Source organism: Actinomadura montaniterrae (assembly GCF_008923365.1).
In the GTDB taxonomy this organism is placed as follows: Bacteria; Actinomycetota; Actinomycetes; order Streptosporangiales; family Streptosporangiaceae; genus Spirillospora; species Spirillospora montaniterrae.
This window is the reverse complement of the sequence record NZ_WBMR01000082.1, coordinates 23,022-38,467: the sequence shown is the minus strand read 5'-3', so window position 1 is coordinate 38,467 and position 15,446 is coordinate 23,022. Positions and strand designations below refer to the sequence as shown.

The following is a 15,446-nucleotide window of genomic DNA, read 5'->3' as shown; positions in this document are numbered from 1 at the left end:
CGCCGCGGCCCCGGCGGCGCCGGACGGCGCCGAGCCGCCGCAGCCGGCGGTGGCGGCCAGCAGAGCCGCGCACGCGCCGAGCCCGGCGACGAGCTTTCGAGCCGACATTCACCTCTCCTGCCTGCCCGGCACCACCCCTCGGCGATCGTTCCGCTTAGAGGAACACCGGGCCACTGATGCGTCATGGTGGCATCCATCACGTGACCCGGTCAATATCTAGGTGAAACTTGACGGAACTCGACAGCCGGTGCCAACTTGAAGGCGTCCGGCCCGGACACGGCGCCGGAACATGGACTTAACATTGTTCCGCTACGAGAAACGATCAGAACCGAAGGCGGTACCGCCCATGCCCGACGCCCTGTCCGGAGTCCGCGTGCTCGACGCGGCCACGCTGTTCGCCGGGCCGCTGGCGGCCACGCTGCTCGCCGACTTCGGGGCCGAGGTGATCAAGATCGAGCACCCGAAGGGCGACCCGGTGCGCAGCCACGGCGCCCGCCGCGACGGGGTCGGGCTGTGGTGGAAGATGCTCGGCCGCAACAAGAAGGCGATCACCCTCTACCTCGGCTCCCCCGAGGGCCAGGAGCTCTTCCGCCGGCTCGCCGCCGACGCCGACGTGGTGATCGAGAACTTCCGGCCCGGCACGCTGGAGCGCTGGGGCCTCGGGTACGACGAGCTGAAGAAGATCAACCCGAAGCTGGTGCTGGCCCGGGTCACCGGATTCGGGCAGACCGGCCCGTACGCGCGGCGGCCCGGCTTCGGCACGCTCGCCGAGGCGATGAGCGGGTTCGCCGCCATCACCGGCGAGCCGGACGGTCCGCCGACCCTGCCGCCGTTCGGCCTCGCCGACGGGATCGCCGCGCTGACCACCGCGTTCGCGGTGATGACGGCGCTGCGCGCGCGGGAGGCCACCGGCGAGGGCCAGGTCGTCGACCTGGCGATCATCGAGCCGATCCTGACCCTGCTCGGCCCGCAGATCATCACCTACGACCAGCTCGGCGAGCTGCAGGCCCGCACCGGCAACCGGTCGCACAACAACGCGCCGCGCAACACCTACCGGACCCGCGACGGCGGCTGGGTCGCGATCTCCACCAGCGCCCAGTCGATCGCCGAGCGGGTGATGCGGCTGGTCGGCCGGCCCGAGTACATCGACGAGCCGTGGTTCGCCACCGGCGCCGAGCGCGCCGAGCACGCCGACGAGCTGGACGAGGCCGTCGGCTCGTGGATCGCCCAGCGCGACCGCGACGAGGTGGTGAAGGCGTTCGAGGAGGCCGAGGCCGCCGTCGCGCCGATCTACACCGCCGCCGACGTCATGACCGACCCGCAGTTCGAGGCGCTCGGCACCATCGCGACCGTCCCCGACGACGAGCTGGGCCCGGTGAAGATGCAGAACGTCCTGTTCCGGCTGTCGCGGACGCCCGGGCACATCGACTCGGCCGGGCCGCCGCTCGGCGCGCACACCGCCGAGATCCTCGGCCGCTACGGGGTAGGCGAGGCGGAGCTGGACGAACTGCGCGCCAAGGGGGTGGTGAAGTGACCGGGCCCGAGCATCCGCACCGGACCTGGCTGTACGTCCCCGGCGACCGCCCCGACCGCATCGGCAAGGCGCTGGACTCCGGCGCGGACGCGGTGATCCTCGACCTGGAGGACGCCGTCGCCCCGGACGAAAAGGACACCGCCCGCCGCACCGTCGCCGCCGTCCTGGCGGAAGGACGGCCCGCCTACGTGCGGATCAACGCGCCCGGCACGCCGGACGGCACCGCCGACATCGGCCTGCTGGCGTCCGCGCCCGGCGCGCTCGCCGGCGTGCGGATCCCCAAGTGCGAGGACCCGGCCGCGCTGCGCCGCGTCGCCGACGCGCTCGGCGTGCCGGTGTTCCCCGTCCTGGAGTCGGCGCTCGGCGTGGAGAATGCCCTCGCGCTCGCCACCGCGCACCCGCTCGTCGCAGGGATCTCGCTCGGCGAGGCCGACCTGTCCGCCGACCTGCGGGTGACCGGCGGCGACGCGCTGGCCTGGCCGCGCTCGCGGGTGGTCGTCGCCGCCCGCGCCGCCGGGCTGCCGTCCCCGCCGCAGAGCGTGTGGACCGCCGTCCGCGACCTGGACGGCCTGCGCGCCGACACCGCCGCCGGGCACCGGGCCGGGTTCTTCGGCCGGTCGGTGATCCACCCCGCGCAGATCCCCGTCGTCCACGAGGCGTGCGCGCCCGACCCCGCCGACGTCGCCTGGGCGCGCGGCCTCATGGACCAGCTCACCGAGCGCGACGGCACCACCGGTGCCGCCGCGTGGATCGACTCCGCCGGCCGGTTCGTGGACAAGGCGGTCGTCGAGCGCGCCGCCTGGATCCTCGCCGTCGCCGCGTCCGCCCACCGCCCCGCACCGCAGAAGGAAGGCTCCCCCTCATGACCACCCAGGACCCGCTGCTCGCGGCGGTCGCCCGCGGCGTCCGGCTGATCGAGCTCGGCCAGCCGTTCTTCACCGGCATGCCCTGCTCCCCCAACCACCCCGGCTTCCGGATGACGCTGATCCGCCGGCATGGCGACATGGAGCGCCCGGACGGCGGCTCGGCCGCCAACGAGATCATCGTGACCGGCGGGCACGTCGGCACCCACATCGACGCGCTCTCGCACGTCAGCCACGACGGTGCGCTGCACGGCGGGATCGACGCCGCCGAGGCGCAGCGCGGCGGGGCGTTCACCAGCCACGGCGCCGAGAACCTGCCGGGCCTGCTGCGCCGCGGCGTCCTGCTCGACGTCGCCGCCGTGCACGGCGTCGCGACGCTGCCGCCCGGCTACGGGGTGACCGCCGAGGACCTCGACCTCGCCGCGAAGCGCGCCGGGGCCGAGCCCGGCGAGGGCGACGTCGCGCTGGTCCGCACCGGCTGGTCGCGCAACTTCGGCGACACCACCGCCTACCTCGGCAAGGAGACGGGCGTGCCCGGCGCGACGCCGGAGGCGGCCCGCTGGCTGGCGGACCGGAAGATCGTCGCGACCGGCGCCGACACCACCGCCTACGAGCAGATCCCGGCGGGCGCGGGCCACGCGGTGCTGCCCGTCCACCGGATCCTGCTGGTCGAGTCGGGGATCTTCATCATGGAGCACCTGAACCTGGAGGCGCTCGCCGAGGCCGGGCTGCACGAGTTCGCGTTCGTGCTCGCCCCGCTGCGGATCAAGGGCGGCACCGGCTCCCCCGTCCGGCCCCTCGCGGCGGTGTCGGCATGACCGCGCCGACCCCGGTCCAGCGGCTCGCCGCGCTCGCCGCCGGCGCGCGGGCGGACGGGCTGCCCGCCGAGCTGCGCGCCGACGCCGCGCGCCGCGTCCTGGACGCCCTGGGCAACAGCCTCGGCGCGACCGGCGAGGCACCGGCCCGCGCGGTCGGCGAGCTGGTCGCCGAATGGGGCGGCGCGGGCCGCGCCACCGCGATCGGCACCGGCGCCCGGCTCCCCGAGCCCAGCGCCGCGCTGCTGAACGGCACCCTCGCCCACTCGCTCGACTTCGATGACACGCACCTGCCGTCGGTGCTGCACCCGTCCGCGTCGGTCGTGCCCGCCGCGCTCGCCGTCGCCGAGGCGCGCGGCGCGACCGGTGCGGCGCTGCTGGACGCGGTGGGCGTCGGCGTGGAGATCACCGTCCGGCTCGGCATGGCCGGGTACGACCGCGCGCTGGGCAACTCGGTGTTCTTCGAGCGCGGCCAGCACGCCACCGCGATCTGCGGCGCCGTCGGGGCGGCGGCGTCCGCCGCGATGCTGTCCGGGCTGGACGCGGCCGGGATCGCCGACGCGATGGGCATCGCCGCCAGCATGGGCTCCGGGATCCTGGAGGCCAACCGGACCGGCGGGACCGTCAAGCGGATCCACTGCGGCTGGGCCGCGCACGCCGCCGTCACCGCCGCCGGCCTCGCCCGCACAGGCATCACCGGCCCGCCGACCGTGTTCGAGGGACGGTTCGGGTTCCTGCAGGCGTGGTGCGGCGACCAGGTCGACCTCGGCGCGCTCACCGACCGGCTCGGCGAGCACTGGGAACTGCCCGGGATCTTCTTCAAGCCGTACCCGTGCAACCACTTCACCCACGCGGGCATCGACGCCGCGCTGCGGCTCCGCGCGCGCGGGCTCGACCCGTCCGACATTGAGGGCATCGAGCTGGGCGCGCCCACGGCCGTGCTCCGCACGATCGGCGAGCCACGCGAGGACAAGATCCGTCCGAAGTCCGGCTACCACGCCGCGTTCTCCGGGCCGTACACGGTCGCGGCGGCGCTGCTCGGCGGCGGCGGGCTCGGCGTCTTCCACGAGGACTTCACCGACGAGGCCGCCGCCGACCCGGAGCGGCTCGCGCTGGCCGCGAAGGTCCGGTGCGTGCCGGACGCCCGCTGCGACGAGATCTTCCCGCACCAGTTCCCGGCCGTCCTGCGCGTGACGACCAGCGGCGGCGCCGTCCTGGAGGAGCGGGTGGACGCCAACCGCGGCGGCCCGGGCAACCCGCTGTCGGCCGAGGAGCTGGCGACCAAGTTCCGCCTCAACGCCGCCCGCCGCGTCCCCCCGGAGCAGGCCGACCGGATCACCGACCTGGCCTACGGCCTGGCCGACCTGGAGGACCTGAGCGCCCTCACCGCCCTCCTCACCTGACCCGGGCCCGTCCACTTGCGGCGAGTCAGGTGTGCTCCAGGATGAAGGTCGCGGTGGTGCCGGGGGCGAGGGCGCGGAATACGTGCGGGGCGTCGCCGGGATAGGCGACGTAGTCCCCCGGGGCCAGTTCGACGGGATCGTCCGCCGGACCGGCCAGGGCGCGGCCGGTGCTGAGGACCACGTGCTCGGTCGTGCCGGGCAGGTGCGGGCCGGACAGGTGCGGCTCCCCCGGTTCCGCCGCGACGCGGTAGACGTCGCGGCGGGCGTTCGGCGGGCACGACGCCAGCAGCGTCGCCGTGTAGTCCGCCTGCTCCGAGCGGGTGGCCGGGCCCTCCCCCGCGCGGACGACCCGCACGCCCGCCCGCGGCGGGTCGACCAGCCGGCTGAACGGGACCTCGAGGGCGCCGCCGAGCGCCCACAGCGTCTCCACGCTCGGGTTGCCGGTGCCCGCCTCCAGCTGGGACAGCGTCGACTTGGCGATGCCGGCGCGCCGGGCCAGCTCGGTCTGGGTCAGCCCGGCGCGGGCGCGCTCCCGCCGGATCGAGGCGGCGATCTGCGCGATCAGGTCGAGGTTCCCCACGTGTTCGCTCCAGACGTCCGGGTGTTCAGTTTGACGAACACTCCTCCGGTTGTTCATTCTAATGGACAGATGTTCGGCACATCGGACTGGAGCGATCATGGAGCATCTCGGCATCCTCGCCCACAGCGCGGAGGGCGCCGCGCTGTGCTTCCGCGCCTTCTGCCACGAGGGCTTCCGCGAGCTCGGCCCCGACGACCACCCCGACGTCACGCTCGACCTGATCGCGCTCGCGCGCAGCATGCCGTCCTGGGACGCGGGCGACCACGACGCCGTCCGCGCGATCCTCGCCGAGAGCGTCCGGCGCCTCGCCGCCGCCGGGGCCACGTTCTTCGCCTGCCCCGACAACACCGCCCACATGGCGCTGGAGCGGCCCGGCGGCGACCTGGCGCTCCCCGGGCTGCACATCGCCGAGGCCGTCGCCGACCGGGCCGCCCGCGACGGGCGCGCCCGCGTCGGCGTCCTCGGCACCCGCTACACCATGGACGGCCCGGTCTACCCGCGCGAGCTCGCCGCGCGCGGCATCGAGGCCGTGGTGCCGGACGCCGCCGACCGCGCCCGCGTCCACGAGATCATCTTCGGCGAGCTGGTGAACGGCGTCGTCACCGAGGAGTCCCGCCGCGAGTACGTGCGGATCATCGAGCGGCTCGCCGGGCGCGGCTGCGACGCCGTCGCGCTGGTCTGCACCGAGATCCCGCTGCTGGTCACGCCGGAGGTGTCGCCGCTGCCGACGCTCGACTCGACGCGCCTGCTGGCGCGCGCCGCGTTCGAGGCCGCGGCGGGTCTCCGCCCGATGCCGTCCTGGCGCGGCGGGCCCGCCGTCAGCCCCTGAGGGCCGGCCGTCAGCCCCTGAGGCGGCGCGCCAGCGCCGGGAAGAGCCGGAGGGCGTTCTCCCTGTTCACCGCGGCGTGCGCGCGCCGGTCCAGGGACGGGTCGCGATCGAGGAGCGCCGTCATCCGGTCCACCTCGGGACGGGTGACCTGCGGCCAGTCGGTGCCGAAGAGCAGGCGCCCGGCGCCCGCGGCGGCGAGCAGGGACGGCGTCGCGTACGGCGACATCGGCATGGCGGTGTCGTAGTGGAAGCGCCGCACGGCCCGCCGGAACGCCGCCGGACTCGGCCCCTCGCCCTGCCGGCCCGCGTGCTCGACGCGTCCGCCCACGTAGGGCAGGAAGCCGCCGGCGTGGGCGAGGATCACCGACAGCCGCTTGTACCGGTCGAGGGTGCCCGCGCTGACGAGGCTGAGGGCGGTGCGGGTCGTGTCGAGCATGAAGTCGGCGATCCAGTCCTCGACGCCCGGGACGGGACGCGCGTCCGCGAGCCCGGCGGGGTGGACGAACGCGACCGCGCCGCGCCGGTCCAGCTCGGCGAACAGCGGGTCGAACGCGGGGTCGCCCAGGTAGCGCCCGCCCGCGTTGGCCATCAGCAGGACACCGTCGGCGCCCAGCTCGTCCAGCGCGTACGCCGCCTCCTGGATCGCGATGTCGACGTGGAGCAGCGGCAGGTAGGCGAAGAAGCCGAACCGGGACGGGTGATCCCGCACGAGGCCGGCCAGCGACTCGTTGAACACCCGCGGGCCCGAGACGGCGAGCGCGCGGTCGCGGAACGCCTCGGACGGCGCGGGCGCCGAGGCGACGCCCGCCGCGATGCCCAGGTCGTCCATGGTGTCGAGGGTCTTGTGCAGATCCCACCGGCCCCAGTCGGGTCCGCCCTCGGGCGGGAGGAGGCCGTGCTCGACGGCCCATTCCTTCATGTCCGGCGGCAGCGCGTGGTGATGGGTGTCGATCCGCCCGTTCCGCGGGCCCGCCCCGCCGGTTCGCGCGGAGGCCGCGCCCGTCCCGGCTCCCGTGACGGCGGCCGCGGTCGCCACCGCCGCCGCCGTCATCACCCGCCGCCTGCTCGGTCCGCCCGTCCGCCGGTCGTCCTCGGCACGCATGCGCCTCTCCCTGCTCTCGCCGGAGCCGCCCGAATAGGAGTATATGAGAACGTCTCGGATGAGACTATATCGCCGGCGCCTAAAATCGCGGTGTGCAGACCGAACCTCCGGACCGGGCCGCGCTCGGCGACCCGCGCGCCGACGACACCGCGCTGGGCCTGCTGCTCGCCTCGGCCCACCGCGCCGCCCGCGCCGCGCTCGGCGACGAGCTGCGGCCGCTCGGGATCGAGACCAGGCACCACGCCGTGCTGGCCGCCCTCGACCGGCTCGGGCCGACCAGCCAGCGGCGCCTCGGCGCGCTGCTCGGCCTCGACAAGTCCGCCGTCGTCCGGGTGATCGACGAGCTGGAGCGCCTCGGCCTGGCCGAGCGCAAGCGCGACGCCCACGACCGCCGCGCCTACGCGATCGAGCTGACGGACGAGGGGCGCCGGTGCGCGCGGGCGTCCGCGGAGACGGCGGCCGCCGTCGGCGCCCGCCTCTTCGGCGCGCTCGACCCGGCCGACCGGGCCCGGCTCGTCGAGCTCCTCACCGGGATCGCCGGACGCGCCGCCGACATTTCGACCGGCGCCGAAACGAACCGTCCCTAGATTCGGGGGCATGGCGGACACGGACCTGGTCATCACCCGGCACTCCGAGGTCGGCGCCGTCCTCGCCGACGAGCGCTTCGTCGTTCCCGCGGCGGGAGGCGGAGCGCCGCCCGGCTCGCTCGCCTGGCTGCGCGGCGCCGTCTGCCGGTTCAGCGAAGGCGCCGAGCACGAGCGGCGGCTGCGCGTCGTGACGAAGGCCCTGGAGGAGGCCGACCCGGCCGTCCTGCGGCGGCGCGCCCGCGAACGCGTGCTGGCCGGGGAGGAACCGGACCTGGCCCCGATCGCCGCTCTGGGCGAGGCGCTCCGCGTCACCGACCTGGACGCCCTCATCGGCGCGGTGCCGCTCGCCGCGTCCGGCTACCTCACCGGGACAGGGCGGGACGGCGCGGACGCGGCCGTCGCGACGCTCGCCCGGCTGCTCGGGCCGGGACCGGACGAGGAGGTCGCCAACCGGATCGCCGTCTTCACGCAGGCCTGCGACGCGACCGCCGCGCTGGTCGGCAACGTGCTGCCGCTGTCGCGGCGCCCCGAGGCGCAAGGGTGCCCGATCGAGGCCGTCATCGCCGAGACGCTGCGGTACGACCCGCCGATCCCGGCCATGCGACGCGTCGCCCGCGAGGAGGCCGCCTTCCAGGGGCGGCGCATCGCCGCGGGGACGACGGTGACGCTCGACCTGCGCGCGGCCAACCGCGACCCGGCGGTGTTCGCCGAGCCGGACCGTTTCGACCCCGCGCGCGGGGAACCTCCCCATCTGACGTTCGGGACCGGCCGGCGCCCCTGCCCCGGCGCGGACCAGGCCGTGCAGCTGGCGGCCGGCGTGGTGGAAGCCCTCAACGAGTTGGAGACCGTCCGATGACCCTTCCGGAGACCTTCCACGACCTGCACCGCGGCGACCGGCCGCTGCTCCTGCCGAACGCCTGGGACTTCGCGAGCGGCGCGGCACTGGTGAGGGCGGGCTTCCCCGCCGTTGGGACGACCAGCCTCGGCGTCGCCGCGGCGGCCGGGAAGACCGACGCGACCGGCGACGCGCGGGACGAGACGCTCGCGCTGGCGCGCAACCTCGCCCGGCTGCCCGTCCCGGTGACGGTCGACATCGAGGGCGGCTTCTCCACGCGGGTCGCCGACGTCGCCGAACTCGCGACGGAGCTGGCCTCCTACGGGATCGCCGGCCTCAACCTCGAGGACGGACGCTCCGACGGGACGCTCGCCCCGCTCGACCACCAGACCACGGTCATCGCGGCGGTGAAGCGCGCGGCTCCGCAGCTGTTCCTCAACGCGCGGACCGACACGTTCTGGCTCGCCGGCGGCGCCCCCGACATGGACGAGACGCTGCGGCGGGTCCGGGCGTTCGCCGACGCGGGCGCCGACGGCGTGTTCGTCCCCGGCATTGCCGCCGACGACGACGTCCGGGCCGTCGTCGAGGCCGTCGACCGGCCCCTGAACGTGCTGTTCATGCCGGGGAAGACCGGCATCGCACGGCTCACCGAACTGGGCGTCCGGCGGGTCAGCACGGGTTCGCTGCTGTTCCGCAAGGCGCTGGAGGCCGCGGTCGCGTCCGCCCTCGACGTGACCGGCGCCGGCGCCGGCGCCCCCGCGTTCTCCTACGGAGACGTCCAGGCCCTGGTCTCACGCTGAGAGTTCAGTGACCGGTGATCGCGTCGGCGAGGTGGGCGAGCGCGGACGTCCGCGGGGACGACGTCGCGGACTCGCGGGCGTCCGCCGCACGGTAGAGGGCGTACATCGCGTGGACGCCGAGCCAGCGCAGCGGCTCTGGCTCCCAGCGGCGGACGCGCCGGTCCACCCACGGCAGCGCCGTCAGCTCGGTGTCCTCGCGCAGGACGAGGTCCCGCAGCGTCCGGCCTGCGAGGTTCGCCGTGGCGACGCCGTGACCGGTGTAGCCGCCCGCGTGCCCGAGGCCGGACGCGTGGTCCACCACGACGGTCGAGCACCAGTCGCGGGGCACGCCGAGGACGCCGGACCAGGCGTGCGCGACGCGCCCGTGCTCGGCGGCGGCCGGGAACATCGCGGCGAGCATCGACCACAGCTCGGCGACGGTCGCGGGCTGGGTCCGGCCGCCGTCGTCCACCCGGGAGCCGTAGCGGTACGGCCGGCCCCGGCCGCCGAACGCGATCCGGTCGTCGGCGGTGCGCTGCGCGTACATGTAGTAGTGCGCGAGGTCGCCGAGCAGCTCGCGGCCCTCCCAGCCGATCGCGTCCCAGACCTCCGCCGGCAGCGGCGTCGTGACGATCATCGAGCTGTTCATCGGCAGCCAGTCGCGGTGGTGGCCGCCGACCCCGGCGGTGAACCCCTCGGTCGCGCGCAGCACGTACTCGGCGGTGACGGTCCCGTTCGGGGTGACGGCGGCGGCCGGGGCCGTGCCGCGGCGCGGCAGGATGCGGACCACCGGCGTCCGCTCGTAGACCTCCACGCCGAGCCCGCGGACGGTCTCCGCCAGGCCCCGGACGAGCTTGGCGGGCTGCACGCGGGCGCAGTGCGGGCTCCACGCGGCGGCGGTCGCGCCCGCGACGCGCAGCCGCTCGTCGCGTTCGGCGGCGGGCAGGGGGACGAGGTCCTCCTCCGTCCAGCCCCATTCCCGGGAGCCGGCGACCATCGCGGCGAGCCGGGCCCGCTGCGCGGGGTTGCGGGCGACGTGCAGCACCCCGCTCTTCACCAGGTCGGCGTCGATGCCCTCCGCCGCGGCGACCCGGATCACCTCGTCGACCGCGTCGAACATCGCGTGCTGCAGCGCCACCGCGGCGATGCGGCCGTGCCGCGCCGCGTACCGCTCCCGCGACCCGGCGATCTCGCCCAGCACCCAGCCGCCGTTGCGGCCGGACGCGCCGAACCCGGCGAACTCGCGCTCCAGCACGACGATCTCCAGCTCGGGGCGGGCGCGTTTCAGGTAGTAGGCCGTCCAGAGGCCGGTGTAGCCGGCGCCGACCACGCAGACGTCGGCGCGGCGCGGGCCGGGCAGGCGCGGGCCCGGTTCGGGGCGGCCGGCGGGCAGGTACCAGTGGGAGACGCCGCCGTTGGCGAAGCCGGGCGCCAGCGGCGCCCGCCCGGACGAGGAGCTCATCCGCTCATACTGCTGTATTCAGCAGTCCGGACGGTAGAGGGCGACGGATTCTATGGGACGGCGTCGATCCCGCGACGGGATCCGAGCCACCCGGACCGGTCGGCGGCATAGTAGGACGCGCCGTCGGGACCGTCCGGGCCGCCGCGCCACGGCCGCATCCCGAGGCTCGCGGCGACCTCGGCGGACACCGCGCTGTCGGGGTCGATCTCGGCGGTGACGCGGCGCAGCCCGACCACCCCGAACGCGTAGTCCAGCACCGCGCGGGACGCCTCCGCCGCCAGCCCCTGCCCCCACCGGTCCGGTTCGAGGCTGTAGAGGATCTCCACGTCCACCCCCCGGTCGAACGGGCCCTCGTGGCCGCGCAGCCCCGCCACCCCGATCAGCGGCGCGCCCGGCCGCGGCTCCGCCGGCCCGAGCCCCCGGCGCAGGGGCCGCAGCGCCCACAGGCCGTAGCCCTCGGTGGCGAAGTCCCGCTCGCTGGTCTCGATGATCTCGGTGACCTGGACGGGCGAGATCGACGCGCCGTCGAACAGGTGCCGGCGGACGACCGGGCCGGTCCAGTGCGTCAGCAGCGCGTGGTGGTCGGTCATGCCGATGGGGTGCAGGGCGAGCCGTCCGGTCTGCAGCGTCTCGGTCATCGCGGCCTCACCCGTCCTGCGCCGGGCCGCCGTCGGCGCCGTTCCCGGGCCAGGGCGGGGCGGGCTCGCCGTCGGGCACGCCCACCCGGAACACCCGCAGCTGCGTCGCCAGGGCGCTGTAGTAGCCGACGAGGGTGACGAGCTCGACGACGGCGGGCCGGCCGAGGGTCGCGACCGCCTCGGCGTAGACGGCGTCCGCGAGGTCGTGCTCGGCGACCAGCTGCCGGGCGGCCTCGTGGACGAGGCGCTCGCGGGCGTCGGCGAGCATCGGGGCGCGGCCCTCGCGCAGCGCGTCGATCTCGTCCTCGCTCAGGCCGGCGCGGCGGCCGAGCCGCTCGTGCGCGTACCACTCGTAGTCCGAGCGCAGGTGCGCGGCGACGACCAGGGTCGCGATCTCCCGCTCGCGCTTGGTGAACGCCGTGCGGAACCGTAGCGCGGCGCCGAGGTCCTGCAGCGGCATCCCGACGGCCGGGCTGTACAGCATCGCGTTGAACGGGCCGAGGAGGCGGCCCTCGGCGTCCACGAACCCGTACGGCCCGCTCCCGCCGTCGGCGCGGGGGCCTCCGGTCAGGGCCTCGTACACGGCCTGCTGCTCGGCGCCGAGCGAGGCGGGCGACAGCAGGGGCAGGCGGGCCGCGAGCGGCCCGTTGCGGGGTTGGTCGTTGACGTGCTCACCGCTCACGGGGTCGATCACTCACCGCACGCTAGGCCGTCGCGCCGGGCCTCTCAAGCCCTCGTCCGGAATGTGAAACCGCGCGCTCACGGTGACGTAGCGCCCGCGTAACAGCCGCCGACCAGAGTGGACACGTCCGCACCGGACACCGGCCGGACACGGATCGCACGCGACCGGGCCGGCGGCCCCCGAAGGGAACGTTCCATGCCGTTGTTCCGCATCCGCACCGAGATCGAGGACCGGCCCGGCCGGCTGGCCCTCCTCACCGCAGCGCTGGCCGGACGCGGCGCCAACATCCTCGCCCTGTCGGTCCAGGTGGACACCGGCGGCGTGGTCGACGAGTTCCTCGTGGACGTCCCGCGCGGCGCCGCCGGTCCGCGGGAGCTGGCCGAGACCCTCGCCGCGGCGGGCGGCGCGCGCACGGCCGTCCGTCCCGCCCGGCCGCACGAGCTGGTGGACGAGCCGACGCGGGCGCTGGTGCTGGCGTCCCGGCTGCGCGCCGAGCCGCACGCGGTGCCGGAGGTCCTCGCCGAGCTGCTGCGCGCCGACGAGTCCGCCTGGGCGCGCCTCGCCGACCGCGACGGCGAGGGCGACGGCTGCGTCCTGACCGTCCCGCTGGGGCACGGGCGGGCCGTCCGGCTCCGGCGGTACGGCCTGCCGTTCACCGCGACGGAGGCGGCCCGCGCCGACGCCCTCGTCCGCGCGGCGCTGCCCGCCGAGCCGCCGCGCCCGGCGTCCCGCCGCCTGCCGCTGCGCGACGGCACGCACGTGACCGTCCGGCCGATCGAGCCGCGCGACGCCGGCGCGGTCCGCGAGCTGCACGAGCGCTGCTCGCTGGACAGCCGCCGGATGCGCTACTTCAGCCCGAAGCCGTACCCGCCGCCCCGGGCGATCGAGCGGTTCTGCGACCCGGCGCACGGCCTGACGCTCGTCGCCGAGGGACCGGACGGGTCACTGCTCGCCCTCGCGCACCTGATCCACGTGCTCGACCCGGGCGTCGCGGAGCTGGCGTTCCTCGTCGAGGACGCCTGGCAGGGCCGAGGCCTCGGCCGCGCGCTCGCCGAGCTGCTGCTGGGGCTGGCCCGCGAGCGCGGCCTGGTGGAGCTGCGCGCGACCGCGCTGAGCGAGAACGTGCGGATGCGGCGGCTGCTGACCTCGCTCGGCGGCCGGACCCGCCGCACCGAGGAGCCGTCCATCGTGGAGATCAGGCTGCGCGCGGACGGCCGCCCCGCCCCCGGCGCGCTGGCAGGATGGCGGGGTGACCGGCATCTATGACGACCCCTGGGCCTACGAGCTGGCCTGCTCGTTCCGCGACGTCGGCGCCGAGGCGGGCGCGCTGCTCGGCTGGTGCGCCGAGCACCGCCCGGACGCGGCGGGCCCGGTCCGGACGGTGCTGGAGCTGGCCGCCGGGCCCGCCGAGCACGCCCGCGAGCTGGCCCGCCGCGGCCTCACCGCGACCGCGCTGGACCTGAACCCCGCGATGTGCGCGTACGCGGCGCGCGAGGCCGGGCGCGCGGGCGTCTCGGTCGAGGTCGTCGAGGACGACATGACGGCGTTCGACCTCGGCCGCCGGTTCGACCTGGTGCTGACCATGCTGGACTCCACGTCCCACCTGATGACGCTGGACGCGTTCGTCGCGCACCTGCGCCGCGTCGCCGCGCACCTCGCGCCCGGCGGCCTGTACGTGATCGAGATGTCGCATCCGCGGGACCGGCTGTCGGACGATCCGAGCGTCAGCACCGGCTGGACGGTCGAGCGCGACGGCGTGCACGCGTCCGTCCGGTGGGGCGAGCCCACCGACCTGCTGGATCCGATCACGCAGATCGCCGACGACCACGTGACGATGACGATCGAGGCGGACGGCGCGACCCGCATCATCGAGGACGTCGTCCCCTACCGGTTCTGGACGGCGACCGAGCTGGACGCGGCGATCCGGCTCGCCCGCGGCCTGGACGTCGTCGCCCGGTACGGCGACTTCGGGACCGGTGCGGACGCGGTCGCCCTCACCGATCCCGAAGCCTGGCGCATGATCACGATCCTGCGCCCGTCCTGACTCAGGGGGTGGGCGCCCACCCCGGCATCGGGTAGCCGGCCAGCATCTCGCGGACCTCGCCCGCGACCCGCTCGACGACCGTCTCGTCCGCCCGCGCGGCGGCCTGCACGACCTCGTCGATCCAGGCCGCGACCTGCGGCATCCGCGCCTCGTCCAGCCCGCGGGTGGTGATCGCGCCGGTGCCGAGCCGCAGCCCCGACGGGTCGAACGGCCTGCGCGGGTCGAACGGGACCGCGTTGTAGTTCAGCTCGATGCCGGCGCGGTCGAGGGCCTGCGCGGCGGGCTTGCCCGCGACGCCCTTGTTCGTCAGGTCGATGAGGATCAGGTGGTTGTCGGTGCCGCCGGAGATCAGGTCGTAGCCGCGCTCCAGCAGCGCCGCCGCGAGCGCCCGCGCGTTCGCGACGACCTGGCGGGCGTAGCGGGCGAAGCCCGGCGCCGCGGCCTCCTTCAGCGCGACGGCGATCGCGGCGGTGGTGTGGTTGTGCGGGCCGCCCTGCAGGCCGGGGAAGACGGCCTTGTCGACCGCCTTGGCGTGCTCGGCCGTCGACATGATCATCGCGCCGCGCGGGCCGCGCAGCGTCTTGTGCGTGGTCGTGGTGATCACGTCCGCGTGCCCGACCGGGGACGGGTGCGCGCCGCCCGCGACCAGGCCCGCGATGTGCGCGATGTCGGCGGCGAGCACCGCGCCGACCTCGCGGGCGATCTCGGCGAACGCCGGGAAGTCGATGGTGCGGGGCACCGCCGTCCCGCCGCACCAGATCAGCTTCGGGCGCTCCTTCAGCGCCAGGTCGCGGACCTCGTCCATGTCGACGCGGCCCGTGTCGGCGCGCACCTCGTAGCGGACGGGCGTGAACCACTTGCCGGTGGCCGACACCGACCAGCCGTGCGTCAGGTGGCCGCCCATCGGCAGCGACAGGCCCATCACCGGGTCGCCGGGGTCGAGGAACGCCATGTAGACGGCGAGGTTGGCGGGCGAGCCGGAGTACGGCTGGACGTTGGCGTGCTCGACGCCGAACAGCTGCCTCGCCCGGTCGATGGCCGCCAGCTCGATCGGGTCGACGTTCTGCTGGCCCTCGTAGTACCGCTTGCCGGCGTACCCCTCGGAGTACTTGTTGGTCAGGACGGAGCCGGTGGCCTCCAGCACCGCCGGCGACACGTAGTTCTCCGAGGCGATCAGCCGGATCTTCTCGAACTGGCGGCGGGCCTCCGCCTCGACCAGCCCGGCGATCTCGGGGTCCGCGGCCTGCAGATGGGGGACGGCGGGCTCGTGCACGACTACCTCCGCGCTGCTCG

16 protein-coding genes are annotated in these 15,446 nt (G+C 75.6%); 10 read left to right on the top strand and 6 right to left on the bottom strand.

The features are described 5' to 3' along the window. The first annotated feature begins 346 nt into the window (after positions 1-346). The 4 genes from F9B16_RS25735 to F9B16_RS25720 are packed head-to-tail and all read left to right on the top strand — an operon-like array spanning position 347 to position 4,615. Positions 347-1,534 (top strand): CaiB/BaiF CoA transferase family protein, encoded by a 1,188-nt coding sequence (locus tag F9B16_RS25735; protein WP_151542700.1) that lies wholly within the window; start codon positions 347-349, stop codon positions 1,532-1,534. Beyond that, the gene (locus tag F9B16_RS25730; protein WP_151542699.1) at positions 1,531-2,400 is read left to right on the top strand and encodes an HpcH/HpaI aldolase/citrate lyase family protein; all 870 of its coding nucleotides are present in this window, start codon (positions 1,531-1,533) and stop codon (positions 2,398-2,400) included. The genes F9B16_RS25735 and F9B16_RS25730 overlap by 4 nt, the downstream gene beginning before the upstream one ends. Further along, positions 2,397-3,215 carry a cyclase family protein gene (locus tag F9B16_RS25725; protein WP_151542698.1) on the top strand — a complete coding sequence of 273 codons (819 nt, stop codon included), beginning with the start codon at positions 2,397-2,399 and terminating at the stop codon, positions 3,213-3,215. The genes F9B16_RS25730 and F9B16_RS25725 overlap by 4 nt, the downstream gene beginning before the upstream one ends. Further along, positions 3,212-4,615: an MmgE/PrpD family protein gene (locus tag F9B16_RS25720; RefSeq protein WP_151542697.1), complete on the top strand. Its 1,404-nt coding sequence runs from the start codon at positions 3,212-3,214 to the stop codon at positions 4,613-4,615. Before F9B16_RS25725 ends, F9B16_RS25720 begins: the two co-directional genes overlap by 4 nt. 25 nt (positions 4,616-4,640) lie before the next feature. Here the strand turns inward: F9B16_RS25720 and F9B16_RS25715 are convergent, their stop codons facing one another. Beyond that, positions 4,641-5,195, bottom strand: coding sequence for a helix-turn-helix domain-containing protein (locus tag F9B16_RS25715; RefSeq protein WP_225991940.1), 555 nt, complete (start codon positions 5,193-5,195; stop codon positions 4,641-4,643). A 97-nt stretch (positions 5,196-5,292) separates the two neighbouring features. Between F9B16_RS25715 and F9B16_RS25710 the strand changes: the two genes are divergently transcribed. After that, the gene (locus tag F9B16_RS25710; RefSeq protein WP_151542695.1) at positions 5,293-6,024 is read left to right on the top strand and encodes an aspartate/glutamate racemase family protein; all 732 of its coding nucleotides are present in this window, start codon (positions 5,293-5,295) and stop codon (positions 6,022-6,024) included. Positions 6,025-6,034: 10 nt separating this feature from the next. Here the strand turns inward: F9B16_RS25710 and F9B16_RS25705 are convergent, their stop codons facing one another. Continuing rightward, positions 6,035-7,126, bottom strand: coding sequence for an amidohydrolase family protein (locus tag F9B16_RS25705; RefSeq protein WP_151542694.1), 1,092 nt, complete (start codon positions 7,124-7,126; stop codon positions 6,035-6,037). Positions 7,127-7,218: 92 nt separating this feature from the next. On the opposite strand from F9B16_RS25705, the gene F9B16_RS25700 reads away from it, so the two are divergent. The 3 genes from F9B16_RS25700 to F9B16_RS25690 are packed head-to-tail and all read left to right on the top strand — an operon-like array spanning position 7,219 to position 9,348. Beyond that, positions 7,219-7,713, top strand: a complete 495-nt coding sequence (locus F9B16_RS25700) for a MarR family winged helix-turn-helix transcriptional regulator (RefSeq protein ID WP_225991939.1) — start codon at positions 7,219-7,221, stop codon at positions 7,711-7,713. Positions 7,714-7,723: 10 nt separating this feature from the next. Continuing rightward, on the top strand, positions 7,724-8,569 hold the full coding sequence (locus tag F9B16_RS25695) for a cytochrome P450 (protein ID WP_151542693.1): 846 nt from the start codon (positions 7,724-7,726) through the stop codon (positions 8,567-8,569). Further along, positions 8,566-9,348: an isocitrate lyase/PEP mutase family protein gene (locus F9B16_RS25690; RefSeq protein ID WP_151542692.1), complete on the top strand. Its 783-nt coding sequence runs from the start codon at positions 8,566-8,568 to the stop codon at positions 9,346-9,348. Before F9B16_RS25695 ends, F9B16_RS25690 begins: the two co-directional genes overlap by 4 nt. A gap of 4 nt (positions 9,349-9,352) precedes the next feature. Here the strand turns inward: F9B16_RS25690 and F9B16_RS25685 are convergent, their stop codons facing one another. The 3 genes from F9B16_RS25685 to F9B16_RS25675 are packed head-to-tail and all read right to left on the bottom strand — an operon-like array spanning position 9,353 to position 12,121. Then, positions 9,353-10,789 carry an NAD(P)/FAD-dependent oxidoreductase gene (locus tag F9B16_RS25685; RefSeq protein ID WP_151542691.1) on the bottom strand — a complete coding sequence of 479 codons (1,437 nt, stop codon included), beginning with the start codon at positions 10,787-10,789 and terminating at the stop codon, positions 9,353-9,355. A 50-nt stretch (positions 10,790-10,839) separates the two neighbouring features. Then, on the bottom strand, positions 10,840-11,427 hold the full coding sequence (locus F9B16_RS25680; protein WP_151542690.1) for a GNAT family N-acetyltransferase: 588 nt from the start codon (positions 11,425-11,427) through the stop codon (positions 10,840-10,842). A 7-nt stretch (positions 11,428-11,434) separates the two neighbouring features. Beyond that, positions 11,435-12,121 carry a carboxymuconolactone decarboxylase family protein gene (locus F9B16_RS25675; RefSeq protein WP_151542689.1) on the bottom strand — a complete coding sequence of 229 codons (687 nt, stop codon included), beginning with the start codon at positions 12,119-12,121 and terminating at the stop codon, positions 11,435-11,437. A gap of 183 nt (positions 12,122-12,304) precedes the next feature. Here F9B16_RS25675 and F9B16_RS25670 point away from each other — a divergent pair, with 183 nt between their 5' ends. Beyond that, positions 12,305-13,375, top strand: coding sequence for a GNAT family N-acetyltransferase (locus F9B16_RS25670; protein WP_151542688.1), 1,071 nt, complete (start codon positions 12,305-12,307; stop codon positions 13,373-13,375). Continuing rightward, complete coding sequence (locus F9B16_RS25665) at positions 13,359-14,153, top strand: class I SAM-dependent methyltransferase (protein WP_151542687.1); 795 nt, start codon at positions 13,359-13,361, stop codon at positions 14,151-14,153. The genes F9B16_RS25670 and F9B16_RS25665 overlap by 17 nt, the downstream gene beginning before the upstream one ends. A gap of 1 nt (position 14,154) precedes the next feature. Here the strand turns inward: F9B16_RS25665 and F9B16_RS25660 are convergent, their stop codons facing one another. Next, complete coding sequence (locus tag F9B16_RS25660; protein ID WP_151542686.1) at positions 14,155-15,426, bottom strand: serine hydroxymethyltransferase; 1,272 nt, start codon at positions 15,424-15,426, stop codon at positions 14,155-14,157. Positions 15,427-15,446: the final 20 nt, after the last annotated feature.